Raw genomic sequence first — 19,697 nt, 5'->3', positions numbered from 1 at the left:
CGAATGACGCTTCGTGCGTTCGCACCAGCCGACTCGAGTAGTCGATTCACTCGGGTACCAGCCGCGTTCGCATCCGCAGACACGCCAGCGCCACGTCGTCTCGCATCTCGAGGGCGACCGTCTCGACGCCCTCGTACCCCTGACGCTCGTAGAATCCGACGGCGTTCCTCGAGGCGGTCAACACGAGCGTCTCGAGACCGGTCTCGCGGGCGGCCGACTCGAGCGCCTCGAGAATCGCGCGACCGACGCCCCGCCGCGCGTGGTCCGGATGGACGTAGACGGCCGCGATCTCGCCGGTCGACGGATCGTCGCGGCCGGCGGGCTCGCAGTCGAGCAGGCCGAAGCCGACGACGCCGTCGCCCTCGTGGTCGGCGACGACCGCGCGGAACCCGTTCTCCTCGAGCGGGTACCGATCGGGATGGACGTTCGCGAGCCACGCCCGGACCTGCTCGTCGTCGTACCCGTCGCTACCGAGGACGCGGATCGACGCCTCGTGGACGTCGGCGATCGACTCGGCGTCTGCGGCCGTCGCCTCGCGGAGTGAGAGTCGCGGTGAAGCCATCGTCAGTCGAGTCGTGGATCGGCTCGGCGAGTACGGGGATCGAGCCGAATCGTCCGTTGTACCGCACTTAGCGCTATAATAATAACGACCCGGGGAGCCGACGGCACGGCTATGGACGACAGCGTACGGACCACTCGGTCCGCTTCGACACGTCGACGGAATGAACGCGGAACGGCCGACGGTCGAGGGGGCCGGCGATGAGCGGTCTCGGACGACGCGACGTCTGTCGGCTCGGCGCGACGGGCGCCCTGACGATGGCCGGACTCGGGACCGGAGCGGTCACGGGCTCCGCTCAAACGAACACGGACGGCCGAGTCGTGTTCGTGTACGACGATAGCTGGCGCGAGGACTGGACTGACACGTTCCCCGTCCACCGGGACGAGGGGGTCCCCGCGTGTTGTGCCGCCGTCGTCGATCACGTCGATACCTCCTGGGGACTGCTCCCGGAACACCTGCGGGAACTGGACGACGCCGGCTGGGAGATCATGGCCCACACGACCAGTCACGTCGCGGTCGGCAACCTCTATCTGACCGCGCCGGCCGACGCCGGCGACGAACGGCTCTCCCTCGACGGGAGCTTCCTCGCCGAACACGAGGGCGAGGAGATCGTGATCAGCGACGGCGACCGAACCGTCGAGAACGTCGTCGCCGGCGGCGGCCGAAACGACGACGACGGGATCTACCTCGACCTCGCGGAGCCGATCGGCGAGTCGTTCGACGCGGAGACCGCGTACGTCCGCTTCACCGAGGACCGGATCCGCGACGAGGTCGTCGGCTCGAAGGAAGCGCTCGAGGAGTTGGGCGTCGAGGTCGACGGGTTCGTCTCGCCGTTCGGTCGCAGCGACGGGCTGGTCGAGGACGTCGTTCGGGACCACTACGCCGCGTTCGCGAACCGCGGCGGCGACGGCCTGAACCCGCTCGACGGACTCGATCCGCACGCGCTCGGCCGCTCGAGCATCGATGGGAACGCGGTGACCGAAGCCGAGATCGAGGCCTTCTTCGACGACGTCGCCGCGAACGACGCCCTCGGCATCGCGGTCGGCCACAGTCAGTTCGACGAAACGACCCCCGAGCGGATCCGATTCGCGATCCGAGCGGCGAAAGCGCGCGACCTCGAGATCGTGACGCTCCGCGAGGCGCTGGTCGACCTCGAGGAGCGAACGGGAGACGGCGACGGACCCGTCGTGGAGTCGGACGAGAGCGACGAGGAATCCAGTGCGACCGACGAGGCCGAATCGGACGCCGACGACGATCGGGTCGCGTCGGCGATCCGAGAGCACCAAACGCCGATTCTGGCAGGGACGGGCGCGGTCGCGACGCTCAGTCTCGCCGGCGCCGCCGCCTATCGTCGGCTCGCGGGCGACGACGACGATCGGTTGTGAGACGACCGCGTCGAGCGCGGGTCAGACCACGCGGTTGTGGAACGCTTCACCGGTCTCGAGCCGCGAGGCGTTCTCGCGGACGATATCGCCGACGTCGCGGAAGTAGTCCACTGTATAGGCCGCGCAGTGGGGCGTGACGATCACCTCGTCCATCCCCCACAGCGGGGAGTCCTCGGGGAGCGGTTCCTCCTCGAAGACGTCCAGCGCCGCGCCCGCGATAGAATCGGACTCGAGGGCGTCGATCAGCGCCGGTTCGTCGACGACCGGGCCGCGGGCGACGTTGACGAAGTAGGCGTCCGCGCCCATTGCGTCGAACGCCTCGGCGTCGAAGAGGTGACGGGTCTCGTCGGTCAGCGGCACCGTCACGATCACGAAGTCGGCGTCTCCGACGGCCTCGAGCAGGCGGTCGTTCGTGTAGATCTCGTCGAAACCGGGGACGGGCTCGTCTGACCGACGGACGCCCCGCACCTCGAGTCCGAGTCCGCCGAGGGTCTCCGCGACGCCGCGGCCGAGCGTCCCGGTGCCGACGACGCACGCGGTCTTGCCGGGCAGCGTGAAGCCGTCGTCCCACGCGGGGCGCTCCCAGCGGCGCTCCCGCTGGTTGGCGATGAGGTCGTGGAGTCGCCGCGAGAACGAGAGCAGGTAGCCCGCGACCGTCTCCCCGACCGTCCGATCGTGGATGCCCGTGCTGTTGGTCAATACCACGTCGTTGGCCTCGAAGGCGTCGAACGGAAACCGGTCGACGCCGGCCTGAATGGAGTGGATCCAGTCGCACTCGAGGAACGCCTCGCGGTGCTCCAAGGTGACGACGGCGTCGCACGCCGCGATCTCGTCGTCACTGATCACGTCGACCGCGATCGACAGGTCCGAGAGATAGTCCGCGAGTTCCGACGGCGGAAACACCGCCTCGACCGAGTCGTGAACGCCGAGTCGCTCGAGTTCGAACTGCATAGCGGGCGCTACGCTCGAGTCGGGGTTCAAAGTTTGGGCGAACGGAACGGTCCGTAGCGGGCGCTACGGGTCTCGAACCGATGGTGGCTCAGTGAAAGGCTTCATCACAAGGGGCTGAGTGGGGGTAACACTTCGTCATCGCCACCGAATCCGTCTAGGGTCGAAGCGGGCAAAAACCCCACGAATGGACCGCGCTGAGCGATTCCGCGGCTCGAGCGAGAACTACCAGTCCTCGAGTCCCCGCAACTCCTCGACGATCTCCCCGACGTCGCTCGTCTCGAGCGCGCCGCGCTCGGTCACGATCTCGTCGACGCAATCGGCGGGCGTCACGTCGAAGGTCGGGTTCAGCACGTCGAGCGAGGCCTCGCCGTCGTAGACCAGCGACCGATCGCCGGACTCGAGGTTCACGTCCTCGCGGGTCGAGACCTTGTCGGTGGCGGCCACGACCGAGACCGGAACGTCCTCGCGGGCGGCGGCGATCGCCAGTCCACGGGTGCCGGTCTTGTTCACGACGGAGCCGTCGGGGAGCACCGTGTCGGCGCCGACGACGACGCGGTCGACGCCCTCGCTCGCGAGGACGTGCGCCGCGGCCGCGTCGGTGTGGACCGCCACGGGACAGTCGAGGTCGTCGGTCGCGGCCAGCGCTTCGGCCACGTCGATCCCCTCCCGCGCCGGCCGGGACTCGGCGACGAACACGCGCGAGGGGTCGCCGCTTCGAATCGCCTCGAGGACGGTGCCGGACCGCGAGAGGGTCGCGACGGCGCCGTCGATCCGATCGCCGGCGGTCGCCGCGGCGTCGCCGTCGGCCGCCAGCGCGCGGTCGACGTTCGACAGCGCCGACTCGAGGACGGCCGGGGCGCCGGCGGCACCGTCGTCGGCGGCGGCCGCCGCCTCGGCCATCGTCCGATTGATCCGATTCCGGAGAACGGCCATCGAGGGGCGGGCCTCGAGGAGCCGACGGGCGAGTTCGGCGAGTTCGTCCCGCTCTTCATCGGGGTCGGCGCCGAACTCACGAGATCCCCGGTCGTCGTCTCGAGGCGACGACGTCGCCTCGCCACGCTCGGCGACGAGCAGTCCCGCCCGATCGCGAAGCACCTCGAGGGCGCGGATCGACAGGGCGGCGGCTCCGTGCTCGTCGTCGGCCGCGATCGAGCGGACCGTCGGCGCGACGCGCTCGTAGGCGGGCCACAGTTGAGGGACCGTTTCGTCGATTTCGTCTTCGACAGCGGTCTCGAGTGCGTTCTCGGCCTCCAGTCCGGACTCGAGGTCGAGCATCGCCGTCGGGGAGACCCACTCGAAGGCGTCGTGTTCCTCGCTCAACTCGACCTCGCGGGACTCCGCGTCGAACAGGTACGGGTGGACGACCCACTCGCGCTCGAGGTCGGTGTCTTCGAACTCGACGGGCCGCCCGGAGCGGACGAGCGAGACGTCGTCGGCCTCGAGGCCGGTCTCCTCGCGGATCTCGACGCGAACCTGCTCGTCGGGGCGGCCTTCCGCGAACCCCGAGACGCCGCCCCACTGCCCTCGATACGTGCCGACGGCGTCGCTGCGTCGCAACAGCAGGACCTCGCCGCCGTTCCTGCAGAACGCGGTGACGACGTGCGTCGCGTCCGATTCGCCGCCGGCGGACTCGTCGCGGTCGCGATCGCGACCGGAGCCCGGTGACTCGCTCATAGGCGAGACCATGGCCGCCCGGAGGGAATCGCTTTCGGGACTGGGCGTCGGACACTCGCCCATGCCGCGCATCGCGATCGTCTCCGATACGCACGTCCCGTCTCGAGAGCGGACGATTCCCGACTGGGTCGTCGACGAGATCGAACGCGCCGACCGCACGATCCACGCGGGGGATTTCGACTCGAGCGAGACCTACGAGCGACTGGTCGATCTCGCGGGCGGTCCCTCGAGTCTGACGGCCGTTCGCGGCAACGTCGACCCCGCGACGCTCGACGTCCCGACGACCGCGACCCTCACAGTCGGCGGCGTGACGTTCGTCGTCACCCACGGCACCGGGTCGCCGCGCGGCTGGCTCGAGCGAGTCGTCGAGATCGTCCGCGGTGAAGCCGGCGCGGACGCCGATCCGGTCGCGGTCGCCGGGCACACTCACGAAGTGGTCGATACGGTCGTCGACAGTGATGAGCGAGACGCGGCCGGCGGTCGGACGGCGTCCGGCGATGGAATTCGCGTGCTCAATCCCGGCAGCGCGACCGGTGCAAGCCCCGCCGACCGCGCGACGATGCTCGTCGCGACCGTCGAGGACGGCTCGCTCGCGGTCGAGGAGCGGACCGACTGAGCGTCGCGACGGAGGGCGGCGTGGCGGAGTGGCCGAGTGACGGAGCGACGGGACGTCCGAGCGCCAACGGATCCCGTGAACTATACCCGTTTCGCGTTCGAGGTCGTGGTATGACCGAACGCGTCACGGTGTCGCTCGACGAGGACTCGCATACGGCCCTCGAGGCGCTGCTGTCCGAGACCAATCACGGACAGAGCGAGCTCGTTCGCCGGGCGCTGACGTTCTACGCAGCGAACTTCGAAGCGGCCAGCGGCCGGCCCAGCGACAACTTAGAGCAGTACTACCGGATGCTGACCTCCGGCGAGCACGTCCTGCTGGACATCGACTTTCTACACGCCTTCCTCGAGCACTGCTACGACGGCGGCGACCCCGATCCGGAGTTCGTCGCGGCGGCCGATCGGGTCTCCGACTACCACGCCCGCGAGTACGCCCAGCGGTTCGAGAACGTCGGCGAGGTGCTCGAGTGGCTCTCCTTCTGTGGGTTCCTCGAGGTACGCCGCGAGGAGGGCGACGTCTACCACATCGTCTTCCCGTCGGAGGCCATTCGGTGGTTCATGACCCGGTTCATCGAACGCAGCACCGTCGACATGCCGACGGAGATCGAAATCGATCGGGGCGTCTCGAAGGTGATCGTCACCGAGCGACCGGACTGACTCGAGCTCGATACTCACCGACTACGGATAGTCATACGAGTTCATACGTCTTCATACGCGGTCCGTTCTCGCTCGAGCGACGCGACCCGTCGTGTGTTCGGTTCTTAACAATCCTTTTGCTCGTTTCACCGAAGACTGTGTGTGGACACACATCATGGGTATTGCTGACCGACTGAAGGCGATCGGCCCGGGGGCGCTGGTTGCGGCGGCGTTCGTCGGTCCGGGAACCGTCACGACGGCGAGCGTGATCGGCGCGGAGTACGCGTACCTGCTCGTGTGGACGATCGCGTTCTCGATTCTGGCGACGATCGTCCTCCAGGAGATGAGCGCGCGACTCGGCCTGATCACGAACGAGGGACTGGGGGAAGCGTTTCGAAACGAGTTCTCGAACCCGTTCGCGAGGGGCGTGACGATCACGCTCGTCGTGAGCGCGATCGGGATCGGCACGGCGGCGTTCCAGACCGGGAACATCGTCGGCGGCGCCGCCGGACTGGCGACGATCACGGGCGTCAGCGAGAACGTCTGGGGGCCGATCATGGGACTGGTCGCCGCCGGGCTGCTGTGGACGGGCAGCTACGAACTGATCGAGCGGGTCTTCATCGGCCTCGTCACGGTCATGGGGTTGGCGTTCGTACTCAACGCCGTCATGGTCCGGCCCGATCTCACCGCGCTCGGGAGCGGCCTCGTGCCGACGGTTCCCGACGGGTCGGCGTACCTGATCGCCGGACTCGTCGGAACCACCGTCGTCGGTTACAACCTGTTCCTGCACGCGAGCACGGTCCAGGAGCGGTGGGACGGTGCCGCGGACCTCGCGGAGTGTCGCACGGACACGATCGCGATGGTCATCGTCGGCGGCGTCATCACGACGGCGATCGTCGTCACCGCGGCCGCGGTGTTCCCCGAGGGAACCCAGATCAGCGACGTCGGCGAGATGGCCGACCAACTCGAGCCCGTCTTCGGCGGCTACGCGCTGACGTTCTTCGCGATCGGCCTCTTCGCGGCCGGTTTCACGAGTTCGATGAGCGCGCCGCTGGCCGGCGCCTACGCCACCGCCGGCGCGCTGGGCTGGGAACGGGACCTGCAGTCGACCCGGTTCCGCGCGATCTGGATGGCGATCCTCGGCGTCGGTATCGTCTTCTCGGCGCTGGACTACAACCCCGTCGAGGTCATCGTCTTCGCGCAGGTCGCCAACGGCCTCCTGCTGCCTATCCTCGCGGTCTTCCTCATCTACGCGATGAACAACGACGACCTGCTCGGCGAGTACACGAACAGCACCCTCCAGAACGTGCTGGGCGGACTCGTCACGCTGGTCGTGATCGGTATCGGTCTTCGAACGCTCTACGACGTCTTGCTCCTCTAATCGAATGACGGATACAAACACGCACACGACAACAGACGCGAACGCGTCCGACGCGACGCGAACCGAATCGGCGAACGACCGCGCGCTCCGCACCGACGGCGGCTCGCCCGCCTCGAGCGACGGGACCGACGTCCGAATCGGTGTCGACGTCGGCGGCACCTTCACCGACGTCGCGCTCTCCGTCGACGACGACCTCGTCACCGCGAAGGTGCCCTCGACCGACCCGCAACACCTGGGCGTCCTCGAGGGCCTTCGCAAGGCCTGCGACGACGCGGGGATCGATCCCGGTGAGATCGACGAGTTCGCCCACGCGATGACCGTCTCCGTCAACGCGCTGCTCGAGCGCGGCGGCGCGGAGACGGCGCTCGTCACGACCGAGGGCTTCCGCGACGTCCTCGAGATCGGCCGGCAGGACCGCCCCGACTTGTACGACCTCGAGGCCGAGAAACCCGAACCGCTCGTCCCGCGCGAACGGCGCTTCGAGGTGAGCGAGCGGACGACGGCCGACGGCGTCGAGGAGCCCGTCGACCCCGACGAGATCCGAGACCTCGCGGCGACGCTGCGCGAGTCGGACGTCGAAGCCGTCGCGGTCTCGCTGCTGCACGCCTACGCCGACCCCGAGAACGAGGAGCGCGTCGCCGAGATCCTGCGCGAGGAGCTCGACGTGCCGGTCTCCGCGTCCCACGAGGTGCTTGCAGAGTTCCGCGAGTTCGAGCGGACGTCGACGACGGCCGTCGACGCCTACGTGCGACCCGCGATCGACCGCTACGTTGGCCGGCTAGTCGAGGAAGCCGAAGCGGCGGGCGTGCCGGCGCCGCGGATCATGCAGGCCAACGGCGGCATCGCCGACCCCGAGACGGTCCGCGAGCACGCCGTGACGACGACCCTATCGGGGCCGGCCGCGGGCGTCGTCGGCGCCGCGGCGACCGTCGACGACGCGGACGTCGAGGGGCTCGTCACCTTCGACATGGGCGGCACCTCGAGCGACGTGAGCCTCGTCCGAGACGGGCAAGCCGAGCGGACGACCGACGCCGAGATCGACGGACTGCCGATCCGGACGCCGATGGTCGACGTGAACACCGTCGGTGCCGGCGGCGGCTCGATCGCCTGGGTCGACGCCGGCGGGGCGCTCCGCGTCGGCCCGAAGTCGTCGGGTGCCGACCCCGGTCCCGCCTGCTACGGTCGCGGCGGCACCGAACCCACCGTCACCGACGCCAACGTCGTGCTCGGCTACATCGGCCCCGAGACCGCGCTGGGCGGCGAGATGACCCTCGACGTCGAAGCGGCCCGCGACGCGCTCGAGCGCCTGGCCGACGAGGCCGGACTGGACGGCGCGCTCGAGGCCGCACGCGGCGTCTACCGCGTGGCGAACGCGACGATGACCCGGACGATCCGCTCGGTGACGGTCGAGCGCGGCCACGACCCCCGCGAGTTCGCGCTGGTGGCCTTCGGCGGCGCGGGTCCGATGCACGCCGCCGCGCTGGCCGACTCGCTCGAGGTCGACCGCGTCGTCGTCCCGCGACCGGGCGGCGTCCTCTCGGCGTTCGGCCTGTTGGCGGCCGACGAGAGCTACGACGCCGTGCGGACGGTCGGCGTCGACCTCGAGACGGCCGACGCGACGGAGACCGAGGCCGTCTACGACGACCTCGTCGCGGACGTGCTGGCCGACGCCTCCGATCCGGACGCGGCGCGAGTCGAACTGGCCGCTGACTGCCGGTACGCGGGCCAGAGCTTCGAGCTGACGGTGTCAGCTGACGACGAGTTCGACGCGGACGCGGTCGAGCGACGGTTCCACGAGGCCCACGAGCGCGCCTACGGCTACGCGCTGGACGAGTCGATCGAGGTCGTCAACCTCCGCGCGACGGCGACGGTTCCGGGGTCGGAGCCGACCGTCCGCCACGAGGGCCCCGGCGACGCGCTCGTCGGAACGCGAGACGCTCACTTCCCCGGCGCGGGGACCGAGCCGCGCGAGACGACCGTGTACGACCGAGACCGCCTCGAGGCCGGCGCGACGGTCTCCGGCCCGGCGATCCTCGAGCAGGCCGAGAGCACGACCGTCGTCCCGCCGACCTGGGCGGGCGAGATCCTCGCGGACGGAACCCTCGTCATGACGCGAGGGGGTGATTCCGAATGACGCCAGATCCGAACGAGACCGCGGACGCGACGACCGAACCGGACGAACCGAACGCGACGGACGCCGAGGGAATCGATCCGGTGACCCTCGAGGTGCTGCGCAACCAGCTCGAAAGCGTCGCCGAGGAGATGGGACAGACGCTGATCCGCGGCGCCTACTCGCCGAACATCAAGGAGCGCCGGGACTGCTCGACCGCCCTGTTCGACGCCGAGGGCCGGATGATCGCCCAGGCCGAGCACATCCCGGTTCACCTGGGCGCGATGCCCGCGGCCGTCGACGCCGTCCTCGAGTACGACCCGCGACCCGGCGACGTGTTCGTCCTCAACGACCCGTTCCGGGGCGGGACGCACCTGCCTGACGTGACGATGGTCTCGCCGATTGCACCCGAAACGGCGGGCGGCGAGAGTCGAGACGACGGCGGCGAACGCGGGGACGACCGCGAGATCGTCGGCTACGCCGTCTCCCGCGCCCATCACGCGGACGTCGGGGGAATGACTCCCGGCAGCATGCCCGCGGGCGCCCGGGAGATCTACCAGGAGGGGCTCCGCCTCCCGCCGACGCGGATCGTCGAGGGCGGCGAGCCCCGGGAAGACGTCCGCTCGCTCGTGCTCGCGAACGTCCGCAACGCCCGCGAGCGCCGGGCCGACCTGCGCGCCCAGCGGGCGGCGAACGAGCGCGCCGAGGACCGGCTCGCCGCGCTCTTCGACGAGCACGGCCGCGAGACCGTTCGCTCCGGGTTCGACGCCGTGATCGACTACTCCCGAGAGCGGATCGAAGACGAGATTCGGGCCCTGCCCGACGGCACCTACGAGGCCACCGACGTCCTCGAGGGCGACGGCGTCACCGACGACGACGTCGAGATCTCGGTCGCGGTCACGATCGACGGTGCGACGGTCGACGTCGACTTCTCGGGAACCGACGGCCAGCTCGAGGGGAACCTGAACGCGCCGCTTGCGGTCGCGACGAGCGCGGTCTACTTCGTCGTGCGCTGTCTCACCGACCCCGAGATCCCGCCGAATCACGGCTGTTACGAGCCCGTCAGCGTGCACGCGCCCGAGGGCTCGCTGCTGAATCCGGAGCCGCCCGCGGCCGTGGTCGGCGGCAACGTCGAGACCAGCCAGCGCGTGACCGACGTGGTCTTCACCGCGCTCGCCGAGGCCGTCCCCGACCGCGTGCCCGCGCAGGGCCAGGGGACGATGAACAACCTCACCATCGGCGCGCGGGACGGGTCGTTCACCTACTACGAGACCATCGGCGGCGGCTTCGGCGCTCGAGCGGACCGCGACGGGATGGACGGCGTCCAGGTCGGCATGACCAACACGCTGAACACGCCCGTCGAGTCCCTCGAGACGGAATACCCGCTCCGGGTCGAGCGCTACGCGTTCCGACCCGATAGCGGCGGCCGCGGGCGATTCCGCGGCGGACTCGGCCTCGAGCGAACCGTCACCGTCGAGACGCCGGCGACGGTGTCGCTGCTGACCGAGCGCCGGCGCCACGCGCCGAAGGGCGTCGCCGGCGGCGAGAGCGGTGCGACCGGCGAGAACCTGATCGACGGAGAGCCCGTCTCCGCGAAGACGACCGTCGACGTCGACGCCGGGACGACCGTGACCGTTCGGACGCCCGGCGGCGGCGGACATGGGGATCCCGACGAACGGGATGAGACGGCGCTCGAGGGCGATCGGACGGACGAGAAGACCTCGAGCGGCGAGTGAGCGAGTCCGGGACTCGCCCCTGACGGTTTCGATCAACCTTTTGTCGCCGCATTCCCACCCTCGAGTATGGAACTCGACCCAGTGACGGGCCTGCCAGAGGTCCGTCCCGGCGACGACGTCGCCGAACTCGTCGCGGAGCAGACGGACCTCGAGCCCGGCGACGTGCTCACCGTCGCGAGCACCATCGTCTCGAAGGCCGAGGGCCGGACGGCGGATCTCGAGGACTACCCCGTGAGCGGCCGGGCGCGGGAGATCGCCGACCGGATCGAGGAGATCGCCGGCGAGGAGAAGGACCCGCGGTTCGCACAGGCGGTGCTCGACGAGAGCGCCGAACTGCTGATCGACGTCCCGTTCCTGCTGGCCGAGACGCGCTTCGGCCACATCTGCCCGAACGCGGGGATCGATCGCTCGAACGTGCCGGACCACGATATCCTGCTACTGCCCAGAAAGCCCAGCGAGAGCGCCGAGCGCATCCGCGCGGGCCTCGAGGAACGCGGAATCGAGGACGTCGCGGTGGTCGTCACGGACACCTGCGGGCGGCCGTTCCGCCACGGCCAGACGGGCGTCGCGATCGGCTGGGCCGGCATGCCCGCCAGCCGGGACTGGCGCGGCGAGGAGGACCGCGACGGCCACGAACTCGGCGTCACCGTCCAGTCGGTCGTCGACGAACTCGCCGCCGCCGCGAACCTCGTGACCGGCGAGGGCGCGGGCGGCGTCCCCGCGGTGGCCGTCCGCGACTGGGAGTTCGGCGACCACGGGGGCAGCGACGAACTGTTCAGAGACGTCGAGAACGACCTCGTCCGCGAGGCGCTTCGGGAGTGGGAGTTCGACGGCTGAGCCCGACGCGAAGCGCGCTGTTTGGAGGGCGGTCTCGAGCGCCGGCCGTCAGCGCTGTCGGCGGTGGGACTCAAGGCCGATGGCGTCGTAGATCGCGACGATGGACGCGATCGATTCGGCGTATCGCTGTCGGCGCTGCGGTCGGCGGTTGTCGGGGCGGGACGGCGAACTCTCCTGTCCGAACTGCGGGGCGACGATTCCGATCGTCGACGGGATCCCGCGTTTTCCGGTCCCCGACGGGGTGGGCGACTCCTCACACGAGACGTTCTTCGACCGACTGGCGCCCGTCTACGAGACGCCGGTCTGGTTCCGGCCGCTGTACCGCTTCATCGGCGGCGCGACCGCGCCGCGAGACGATCGCTCGACGATCGCGTCGATGCTCGACCTCGAGGCCGGAGCCGAGACCGCGTGCGAAATCGAGGGCGACGACGAGGACGAGGGCGAGAGCGAGGGCGAACCCGAGGCGCTGACCGTGCTCGACGTCGCCTGCGGCACGGGCCGGATCGCGCGACGCGTCGCGGCCGACGCCGGAGCCGTCCTCGGGGTCGACATCTCCGGGGAAATGCTCGAGCGGGCGCAGCGATACGCCGCTCGGGAGGGGGTCGAAACAGTCGCGTTCGCGCGGATGAGCGCCGATCGGCTGTGGCTCGACGCGGACGCGTTCGATCGGGTAGCCTGCTGCTGGGCGCTGCATATCCTTCCCGACGTCGCCGCGGCGCTGGACGAGACCTACCGTGTCCTGCGACCCGGCGGCCGGTTCGTCGGCACGACGCTCGTCGACGAGTACGTGCTCGATCTGGCGCCCGTTCGCGCGGTCGCTCGAGGGACGCTCGGCGCGGAACCGTTCACCGTCTCGGAGCTCCGCGAGGCGCTCCGAGCGGCGGGGTTCTCCGCGATCGAGTTCGACCGCCGCGGTGCGGCGCTGTTCTTCCGGGCGCGCGCCGAGTAACCGGCGGCGGTCGCTCCCCGTCGCACTCCCGTCTGCGACGTCGGCCACCGTCTCCGGTGACGGTGGGCTTTTCACCGCGCTGGCCGACCCTGCGGACATGATCCGTACGGTCGACGCCGACCGCAGCCGACAGCCGGAACGCACGTGGGGGATCGGAGAATGAGCGGCCGCGCCTCGAGCGGCGACGCGACCTGGGCCATCGAACTCACGCCCGAACACCCGCCCGACCGCATCGCCGAGCTGGCGGCCCGCGCGGAGGCCGAGGGGTTCGACGCCGCCTTCGCGAGCAGCCACTACTTCAACCGCGATCCGTTCGTCGTGCTCTCGAGGATGGCGTCGGCGACCGACGAGATTCGACTGGGGCCGGGCGTCGTCAACCCCTACGAGACCCATCCCGTGAAACTCGCCGCGCAGACGGCGACGATCGACGAGGTCAGCGACGGGCGAGCCGTCTTCGGCGTCGGCGCCGGCGACCGCTCCTCGCTGTCGAATCTCGGGGTCGAGCGTGATCGGCCGCTCCGGCGCGTTCTCGAAACGTTCGACCTCGCGCGGGAGCTCTGGGCCGGCGAGACCGTCACCCTCGAGGGAACGTTCACCGCGCGCGACGCCTCGCTGAACCTCGAGCCGCCGTCCGGGGAGATTCCGGTCTACGTCGGCGCACAGGGCCCCCACATGCTCCGGATGAGCGCGAAACACGCCGACGGCGTCCTGATCAACGCGGCCCACCCGCGGGACCTCGAGTGGGCCGCCGGCGAACTCGAGCGTGGGCTCGCCGACCGTCCGACCGACGCCGGCGAATTCGAGTCGCTGGCGTTCGCGAGCGTCAGCGTCGCGGGCGACGAGGGGGCGGCCCGCGAGTCGGCCCGGCCGCCCGTCGCGTTCATCGTCGGCGGCGCGGCCGACCCCGTCCTCGAGCGCCACGACATCGACCGCGACGCGGCTGGAGACGTGAGCGCGGCCTTAGAGCGCGGCGACCTGAACGAGGCCTTCGATCTCGTTACCGCCGAGATGATCGACGCGTTCTGCATCGCCGGGACGACCGAGACGGTCGCCGAGCGCTTCGAGGCGGCGCTCGAGCACGTCGACGGCATCGTCGTCGGCTCGCCGCTGGGGCCCGACCTCGAGGACGCGATCGACCGCGCGAGCGAGGCGCTGGCGACGGCGACGGACGGCGAATCGACCGACTGAATCCGGCGCGGAGTCGTCGGATCGGGTCAGCTCGAGGAGAAGAGGCTCCCGACGGCGCCGAGGGTGAGGGCACCGAAGACGCCCATCGAGAAGACGATCAGGAGTCCGCCGACGAGAACGAGCAGCGGCGCGAGCCCCTGGCCCATCGCGACGTCGCCGAAGAGGTCGATCATCTCGGTGAGGTTGTCCACGATAACGTTCATCGGAGTGACGGTGTCCATGTGCGAGGGTTTTCACCGATGCTACTTGGCCGTGCCGGTCCGTCGTCGCACGGTAGCGGTCCGCACGACCGAGACGGCGACCGCGAGACGCGAGCGGAGCCACTAAGCCGGCGCCGGCCGTACGTTCGCCCGTGACCGACGACGCGACACTCACGGATTTCGGCGGGTCGGAGCCGTCGGACGCCGACGGCGCTCGTGACGGCGACTCGACTTCGGAGACCGACTCGGACCCGAATTCGGACACGGAGTTGGACCACGACTCGGACTCGAGGGACAGTGGTCCGGCACAGTCCGAGTCCGATGACAGCGACCCGGAACGGGTCGAGTCCGACCACGGCGCAGTCGAGAACGATCCCGCCGCGGATACCGACGAGGGGACGAGCGGCGACGCCGGGCTCTCGACGTACGGTTGGGGCGAGTACACCTGTCACCGCTGTGCGGACGAGACCGAGCGCGTCTGGCGCGAGGACGGGGACCTCGTCTGTCCCGACTGCAAATCCTGGTGACCCCCGGGAATCGGCACCTGGGCCCGACGAGACGCCGGGATATCGGGTGTGCCTGCGAGTGTGCTCCCGAAGCTTTATATTTCCGTCGTGGTTCTATAGAGGTGCAATGGCGCAAGGTACGGTCGCATTCTTCAACGACACTGGCGGCTACGGATTCATCGAAACTGACGACGCGGACGAGGACGTGTTCTTCCACATGGAGGACGTCGGCGGCCCCGACCTCGAGGAGGGTCAGGAGGTCGAGTTCGAGATCGAGGAGGCCGAAAAGGGCCCCCGCGCGACGAACCTCGAACGCCTGTAAGACGGCTCGGTGTAGTGGTATCGTTCTCTGATCGTTACCCGGGTAGCAGCGGCAGTATCGTCGGTGCCGTTCGGACCGGGCTCGTTTTTCGTGTCGACGTCGACGCGTCGCGCTCTCGCGGCCCGGAGCGGGGCGAATGAGACGTCGACGCAAAGCATATGTTTCAGAGCCACTACTGACGTACTGATGAGCGGTTTGACTGGGTCCCCGCCGTATACGTACTCGAGCCATGACTGACGCGAATCCGCAGTCCCGGTCCGATACCGGGCCGTCGGCCGACCGGCTCGCGGTCTCGACGGTCGCGGACCTCTGTGCCGACCTCGAGGAGAACGTCGCCGAGGTGATCGTCGGCCACGAGGGCGTGGTCGAACACGTCGTGACGGCGATGCTCGGCCGCGGCCACGTCCTGCTCGACGACGTCCCCGGCGTCGGCAAGACGATGCTGGCCCGCTCGATCGCCACCTCGATCGACTGCGAGTTCCGTCGAATCCAGTTTACCCCCGACCTCCTCCCGACGGACGTCACCGGCGTGAACGTCTTCAACCAGCAGAACCGCGAGTTCGAGTTCCAGCCCGGGCCCGTCTTCGGCAACGTCGTGCTGGGCGACGAGATCAACCGCGCGCCCCCCAAAACGCAGTCGGCGCTGCTCGAGGCCATGGAGGAAGAACAGGTCACCGTCGACGGCGACACCCGCGAGCTGCCCGATCCGTTCACGGTCATCGCGACCCAGAACGCGATCGAGCCGAACCGAACCTACGACCTGCCCTTCGCGGAACTCGATCGTTTCATGAAGAAACTCCGACTGGGGTATCCCGACCCCGAGGAGGAGACCGAGCTGCTGGGCCGGACCGTCGGTCACCACCCCATCGAGTCGCTCGAGCCGGTGACCGACCGCGCGACGATCGTCGCGGCCCGCGAGACCGTCGCGGAAACGCGCGTCGAGCGCCCGGTCCGGGAGTACGCGACGCGGTTGGCGGGCTACACCCGCGAGCACGCCCGCGTCGGCGTCAGTCCCCGCGGAACGATCGCACTCCTGCGCGCGTCGCAGGCGCGTGCGGTGACTAACGGCCGCGACTACGTCGTTCCCGACGACCTCCAGACGGAGGCGCCCGTCGTCCTCCCCCACCGGATCAAGACGAGCGACCGCGACCGCGACGGCGCGACGGTCGTCGAAAACGCCCTCGGGCACGTGCCGGTCGAGTGACGATGCGGTTGACGATCCGCGGCTGGACGGCGCTGTTCGTCGTGGTCGTCTCGATGGCGATGGGACGGGAGTTCGGGCCGCGCGCGCTCAACGCCGTCGTGATCCCGCTGGCGGTCGTCCTGATCGCCGGACTGGTCACGGTCGCCCGGGCCGACCGGCCCGAGATCAGGCGCGCGCCCGTTCCAGACGGGTTCGACGGCGAGCGACGGACGGTCGAGATCGCGCTCGCGTCCTCGTCGACGGTTTCGGCGACCGTTCGCGACACCGTCGGCGACGGCCTCGCGGCGCTCGACACCGACGGCGGGGCGACCGCGATCGAGGACGGCGAAGCCGTCGTCGAGACGACCCTCGAGGGCGACGACCGCGTCACCTACGACGTCCGACTCGAGGAGCGAGGCGAACACCGACTGGGGCCGGCGACGGTCACCGTCAGCGACGTCTTCGGACTCGTCCGGCGTCGGTTCGCCGACGAGGAGACGACGACCGTCCTCGTCTATCCGCGCGTCTACGACGTCCAGTCCGGCCCCGGCAGCGACGTTCGAGCGGTCACCGACGCGATCGCGGGCCGCGATCGCGAGGCGTTCGACCACCTCCGGGAGTACCAGCGCGGCGACTCGCTGCGGGACGTCCACTGGAAGTCCGCCGCCAAGCGTCCCGACGCCGATCTCGTCGTCACGGAGTACGCTGACACCGAGAAGAGCGGCTCGGCGACGATCGCCGCCGAGTGTACGCCCGACCGGGACGACGAGCTGGCGACGGCAGTCGCGAGCGTCGCGGTACACCTCCTCGAGGCCGACGTCGACGTCGGCCTCGCGCTCCCGAACGGCAATTGCGAGCCGGGTTCGGGCCGCGACCACCGGCGACGGCTGCTGGCGGCGACGGCCCGCCTCGAGGCCGGCGAACTCGAGGCGGGCCGACGAGACGAGGGGGACGTGCTGATCCAGAGCGACGCCGACGGGACGCGGGTCGTGATCGACGACCGGACGATCCCGTTCGAGCGATTCGTCGGGGACCGCGACCGAGCGGCGGACCCGCGGGGCGGGCCCGGAGCGCCCGATCGGACGGAGCGAGACCGACCCGACGGCGGAGCGGGCGAACCAGGGGTGACGTCATGAGTACGAAATCGAACTCGCAGACGGACGAGCGGACGATCGAGATCACACCGGACGGATCGATCGGTCCCGGAACCTTCCGACTGCTCGCGCTCTGTTGCGTGTTGCTCCTGACGGCGTCGTACGTGAGCGTCCTGCGCGACGTGACTCGCGTCGTCGGCGGGACCGAGACGCTGTTGGCCCTCGTCGGGGCGATGCTGGTCGCGGCGACGGTGCTCGCGTGGGCGATCCGGCCGCGGACCGCGACGGTCATCGCGCTCGCCGCGGCCGCGCTCGGCTTCGCCTACTACCTCGAGTCCAGTGGCCTCGGCGTCGGAGTCCTGCTCTCGGCGAGCGACGTCCTGCTCTCGGACGCGGTCGCGCTCGCGACCGGCCTCCCGCTGCTCCGGATGGTCGACGCGGGCGTCTGGACGCTCGCGTTCGTCCCCGCGCCCGTCTTCCTCTCGTGGTATCTCGCCGTCCGGGGTCGGTACGCGCTCGGCGTCGTTCCCGGCGGGATCGCGCTGCTCTTCCTCGTCCTGACCGGCGACGCCGGGACGGTACTCACGCTGGTGGGGACGCTGGCCGCCGTCAGCGCCGTCGGCTGCGGCGAACTCGAGCGCCGCGGCGGCTCGATCGCCCAGACGGACCTGCTCGCGGCCCTGTTCGCGCTGATCATCGTCCTCTCGCTGACCGTCACGGTCGTCCCCGGCGGATCGGGAACGCCGGGACGCTTCGCCGGGACCGAGGCCGGAACGCTCGAGGGGACCATCGACCACGCATCGGATCGCTCGATGATCGGCGGTTCGGTCGACCTCTCCCCGGAGGTCCGGTTTACGGTCGAAGCCGAACAGGCGTCCTACTGGCGGACCGGCGTCTACGATCGCTTCACCGGCGACGAGTGGGTCCGGACCGGCGACCGCGACGGCTACTCGGGTCCCATCGCGTCGCCGCCTGGCGAGTCCGAACGCGTGGAACAACTCGTCACCGCCGAAACCACGCTCGGCGTCATGCCCGCCGCCCCGCAACCGGTCACCGTCGACGGGGACCTCACCCAGCACACCGAGGTCTCGACCCACGGGCAGATCCATCCGAGCGATCCCATCGTGGAGGGCGACACGTACGCCGTCGAGAGCGCGGTCATCGATCCCGACGCCGACGAGCTCCGGACCGCGGGAACGAACTACCCCGACCCGATCACCGATCGGTACCTCCAGACCCCCGAGGGGGTCTCGAGCGAGTTCGAGGCCCGAACGGCGGAGATCACCGCCGACGCCGACACGCCGTACGAGAAAGCCGCCGCGATCGAGGACTACCTCCGGTCGACGAAGGGCTACTCCCTCGAGGTCGACCGGCCGAACGGCAACGTCGCCGAGGCGTTCTTACTCGAGATGGACGAGGGCTACTGCGTCTACTTCGCGACGACGATGGCCCAGATGCTCCGCGCCGAGGACGTCCCGGTCCGCTACGTCACCGGCTACACGAGCGGCCAGCAGGTCGACGACGACGAGTACGTCGTCCGCGGGACCGACGCCCACGCCTGGGTCGAGGTCTACTTCCCCGACCACGGCTGGGTCGCGTTCGACCCGACGCCGTCCGGGCCCCGCGACGCGGCCCACGACGAGCGGGTCGAGCAGGCCCGTGAGGACGGCAGCGAGGACGTCGACACCGACTCGAGCGATGACGTTCCGCTCTCCGACGAGGAGGCGCGGAACGAACCCGGCGAGGAGCCGACGAACATCGTCGACGGCAACGAGAGCGAGGACTGGAACGACTCCGAACCCGACACTGGGGACGGGCCGGACAACGACACGCGCGAAAACGACACGTCACCGGAGCCCGGTCCGGCCGAACCGGACGCGGACAACGGCTCTGCCACCGACGGGGAGGACGGCGACGGCTGGCTCGCGGCGCTCGTCGAGCGCGTCTCGATCTCCCGGGAGGCGGCCACCGTCGCCCTCGTCGCCCTCACCGGGCTGGTCGCGGGCGTCCACCGCACCGGCGCGGTCGCGCGGCTCCGCCGGACCGTCGGCCTCTACTGGCAACGGCGCAGCGACGATCCCGACCGCGACGCCGAACGCGCCTATCGACGGCTCGAGCGCCTGCTGGACGCCGCGTACCGCCCCCGCGAGCGCTCGGAGTCCGCGCGCGGCTATCTCGAGGCGCTGGCCGAGGAGGCCGACGAGGGAGTCGATACGCGGACGAAAACCGTCGTCGAGCGGTACGAACGGGCGGTTTACGGCGGCGGCGTCGATCGCGAGGGGGCCGACGAGGCGATGGCGATCGTCGACGAACTCGCGCGGGAGCGCCTCCCCGGCGGCGGCCAACGGGAGAATTGAGCGCCCGCTCACTCAAA

At 70.1% G+C, this 19,697-nt stretch carries 18 protein-coding genes; 14 read left to right on the top strand and 4 right to left on the bottom strand.

What is annotated here, in order from left to right:
- Window positions 1-46: 46 nt before the first annotated feature.
- Window positions 47-562 (bottom strand): GNAT family N-acetyltransferase, encoded by a 516-nt coding sequence (locus tag WD430_RS08625; RefSeq protein WP_339105611.1) that lies wholly within the window; start codon window positions 560-562, stop codon window positions 47-49.
- Window positions 563-759: 197 nt separating this feature from the next.
- Here WD430_RS08625 and WD430_RS08620 point away from each other — a divergent pair, with 197 nt between their 5' ends.
- Window positions 760-1,944, top strand: coding sequence for a polysaccharide deacetylase family protein (locus WD430_RS08620; RefSeq protein WP_339105610.1), 1,185 nt, complete (start codon window positions 760-762; stop codon window positions 1,942-1,944).
- Window positions 1,945-1,965: 21 nt separating this feature from the next.
- On the opposite strand, the gene ddh is transcribed toward WD430_RS08620, so the two are convergent.
- Both ddh and WD430_RS08610 read right to left on the bottom strand, forming a co-directional pair.
- Window positions 1,966-2,895, bottom strand: a complete 930-nt coding sequence (gene ddh, locus WD430_RS08615; protein ID WP_339105609.1) for a D-2-hydroxyacid dehydrogenase — start codon at window positions 2,893-2,895, stop codon at window positions 1,966-1,968.
- Between the two features lie 222 nt (window positions 2,896-3,117).
- On the bottom strand, window positions 3,118-4,569 hold the full coding sequence (locus WD430_RS08610; protein WP_339105608.1) for an NUDIX domain-containing protein: 1,452 nt from the start codon (window positions 4,567-4,569) through the stop codon (window positions 3,118-3,120).
- A gap of 61 nt (window positions 4,570-4,630) precedes the next feature.
- Here WD430_RS08610 and WD430_RS08605 point away from each other — a divergent pair, with 61 nt between their 5' ends.
- The 8 genes from WD430_RS08605 (at window position 4,631) to WD430_RS08570 (ending at window position 14,018) form a co-directional block, all read left to right on the top strand.
- Complete coding sequence (locus WD430_RS08605; protein ID WP_339105607.1) at window positions 4,631-5,185, top strand: metallophosphoesterase family protein; 555 nt, start codon at window positions 4,631-4,633, stop codon at window positions 5,183-5,185.
- Window positions 5,186-5,295: 110 nt separating this feature from the next.
- Window positions 5,296-5,838, top strand: coding sequence for a ribbon-helix-helix protein, CopG family (locus tag WD430_RS08600; RefSeq protein WP_339105606.1), 543 nt, complete (start codon window positions 5,296-5,298; stop codon window positions 5,836-5,838).
- Between the two features lie 154 nt (window positions 5,839-5,992).
- Window positions 5,993-7,198 carry an Nramp family divalent metal transporter gene (locus WD430_RS08595; RefSeq protein WP_339105605.1) on the top strand — a complete coding sequence of 402 codons (1,206 nt, stop codon included), beginning with the start codon at window positions 5,993-5,995 and terminating at the stop codon, window positions 7,196-7,198.
- 4 nt (window positions 7,199-7,202) lie between these two features.
- The gene (locus WD430_RS08590) at window positions 7,203-9,332 is read left to right on the top strand and encodes a hydantoinase/oxoprolinase family protein (protein ID WP_339105603.1); all 2,130 of its coding nucleotides are present in this window, start codon (window positions 7,203-7,205) and stop codon (window positions 9,330-9,332) included.
- The gene (locus tag WD430_RS08585) at window positions 9,329-11,044 is read left to right on the top strand and encodes a hydantoinase B/oxoprolinase family protein (RefSeq protein WP_339105602.1); all 1,716 of its coding nucleotides are present in this window, start codon (window positions 9,329-9,331) and stop codon (window positions 11,042-11,044) included. The genes WD430_RS08590 and WD430_RS08585 overlap by 4 nt, the downstream gene beginning before the upstream one ends.
- Window positions 11,045-11,110: 66 nt before the next feature.
- Window positions 11,111-11,881, top strand: a complete 771-nt coding sequence (locus WD430_RS08580) for a coenzyme F420-0:L-glutamate ligase (protein ID WP_339105601.1) — start codon at window positions 11,111-11,113, stop codon at window positions 11,879-11,881.
- Window positions 11,882-11,981: 100 nt separating this feature from the next.
- Window positions 11,982-12,830, top strand: coding sequence for a methyltransferase domain-containing protein (locus WD430_RS08575; protein WP_339105600.1), 849 nt, complete (start codon window positions 11,982-11,984; stop codon window positions 12,828-12,830).
- 159 nt (window positions 12,831-12,989) lie between these two features.
- Complete coding sequence (locus tag WD430_RS08570) at window positions 12,990-14,018, top strand: 5,10-methylenetetrahydromethanopterin reductase (protein ID WP_339105599.1); 1,029 nt, start codon at window positions 12,990-12,992, stop codon at window positions 14,016-14,018.
- Window positions 14,019-14,044: 26 nt separating this feature from the next.
- On the opposite strand, the gene WD430_RS08565 is transcribed toward WD430_RS08570, so the two are convergent.
- On the bottom strand, window positions 14,045-14,239 hold the full coding sequence (locus tag WD430_RS08565) for a hypothetical protein (protein WP_339105598.1): 195 nt from the start codon (window positions 14,237-14,239) through the stop codon (window positions 14,045-14,047).
- 131 nt (window positions 14,240-14,370) lie between these two features.
- Between WD430_RS08565 and WD430_RS08560 the strand changes: the two genes are divergently transcribed.
- The 5 genes from WD430_RS08560 (at window position 14,371) to WD430_RS08540 (ending at window position 19,680) form a co-directional block, all read left to right on the top strand.
- Entirely contained in the window at window positions 14,371-14,745 is a 375-nt protein-coding gene (locus WD430_RS08560; RefSeq protein WP_339105597.1) for a hypothetical protein, read from the top strand.
- A gap of 106 nt (window positions 14,746-14,851) precedes the next feature.
- On the top strand, window positions 14,852-15,046 hold the full coding sequence (locus WD430_RS08555) for a cold-shock protein (protein ID WP_008893525.1): 195 nt from the start codon (window positions 14,852-14,854) through the stop codon (window positions 15,044-15,046).
- Between the two features lie 229 nt (window positions 15,047-15,275).
- Complete coding sequence (locus WD430_RS08550; RefSeq protein WP_339105596.1) at window positions 15,276-16,250, top strand: AAA family ATPase; 975 nt, start codon at window positions 15,276-15,278, stop codon at window positions 16,248-16,250.
- A gap of 2 nt (window positions 16,251-16,252) precedes the next feature.
- Window positions 16,253-17,365: a DUF58 domain-containing protein gene (locus WD430_RS08545; protein ID WP_339105595.1), complete on the top strand. Its 1,113-nt coding sequence runs from the start codon at window positions 16,253-16,255 to the stop codon at window positions 17,363-17,365.
- Entirely contained in the window at window positions 17,362-19,680 is a 2,319-nt protein-coding gene (locus tag WD430_RS08540; RefSeq protein WP_339105594.1) for a transglutaminaseTgpA domain-containing protein, read from the top strand. Before WD430_RS08545 ends, WD430_RS08540 begins: the two co-directional genes overlap by 4 nt.
- Window positions 19,681-19,697 lie beyond the last annotated feature (17 nt).

The sequence above is a fragment of the Haloterrigena sp. KLK7 genome (assembly GCF_037914945.1).
Lineage (GTDB): Archaea > Halobacteriota > Halobacteria > Halobacteriales > Natrialbaceae > Haloterrigena > Haloterrigena salinisoli.
This window is presented reverse-complemented; position numbering and strand designations above follow the sequence as displayed.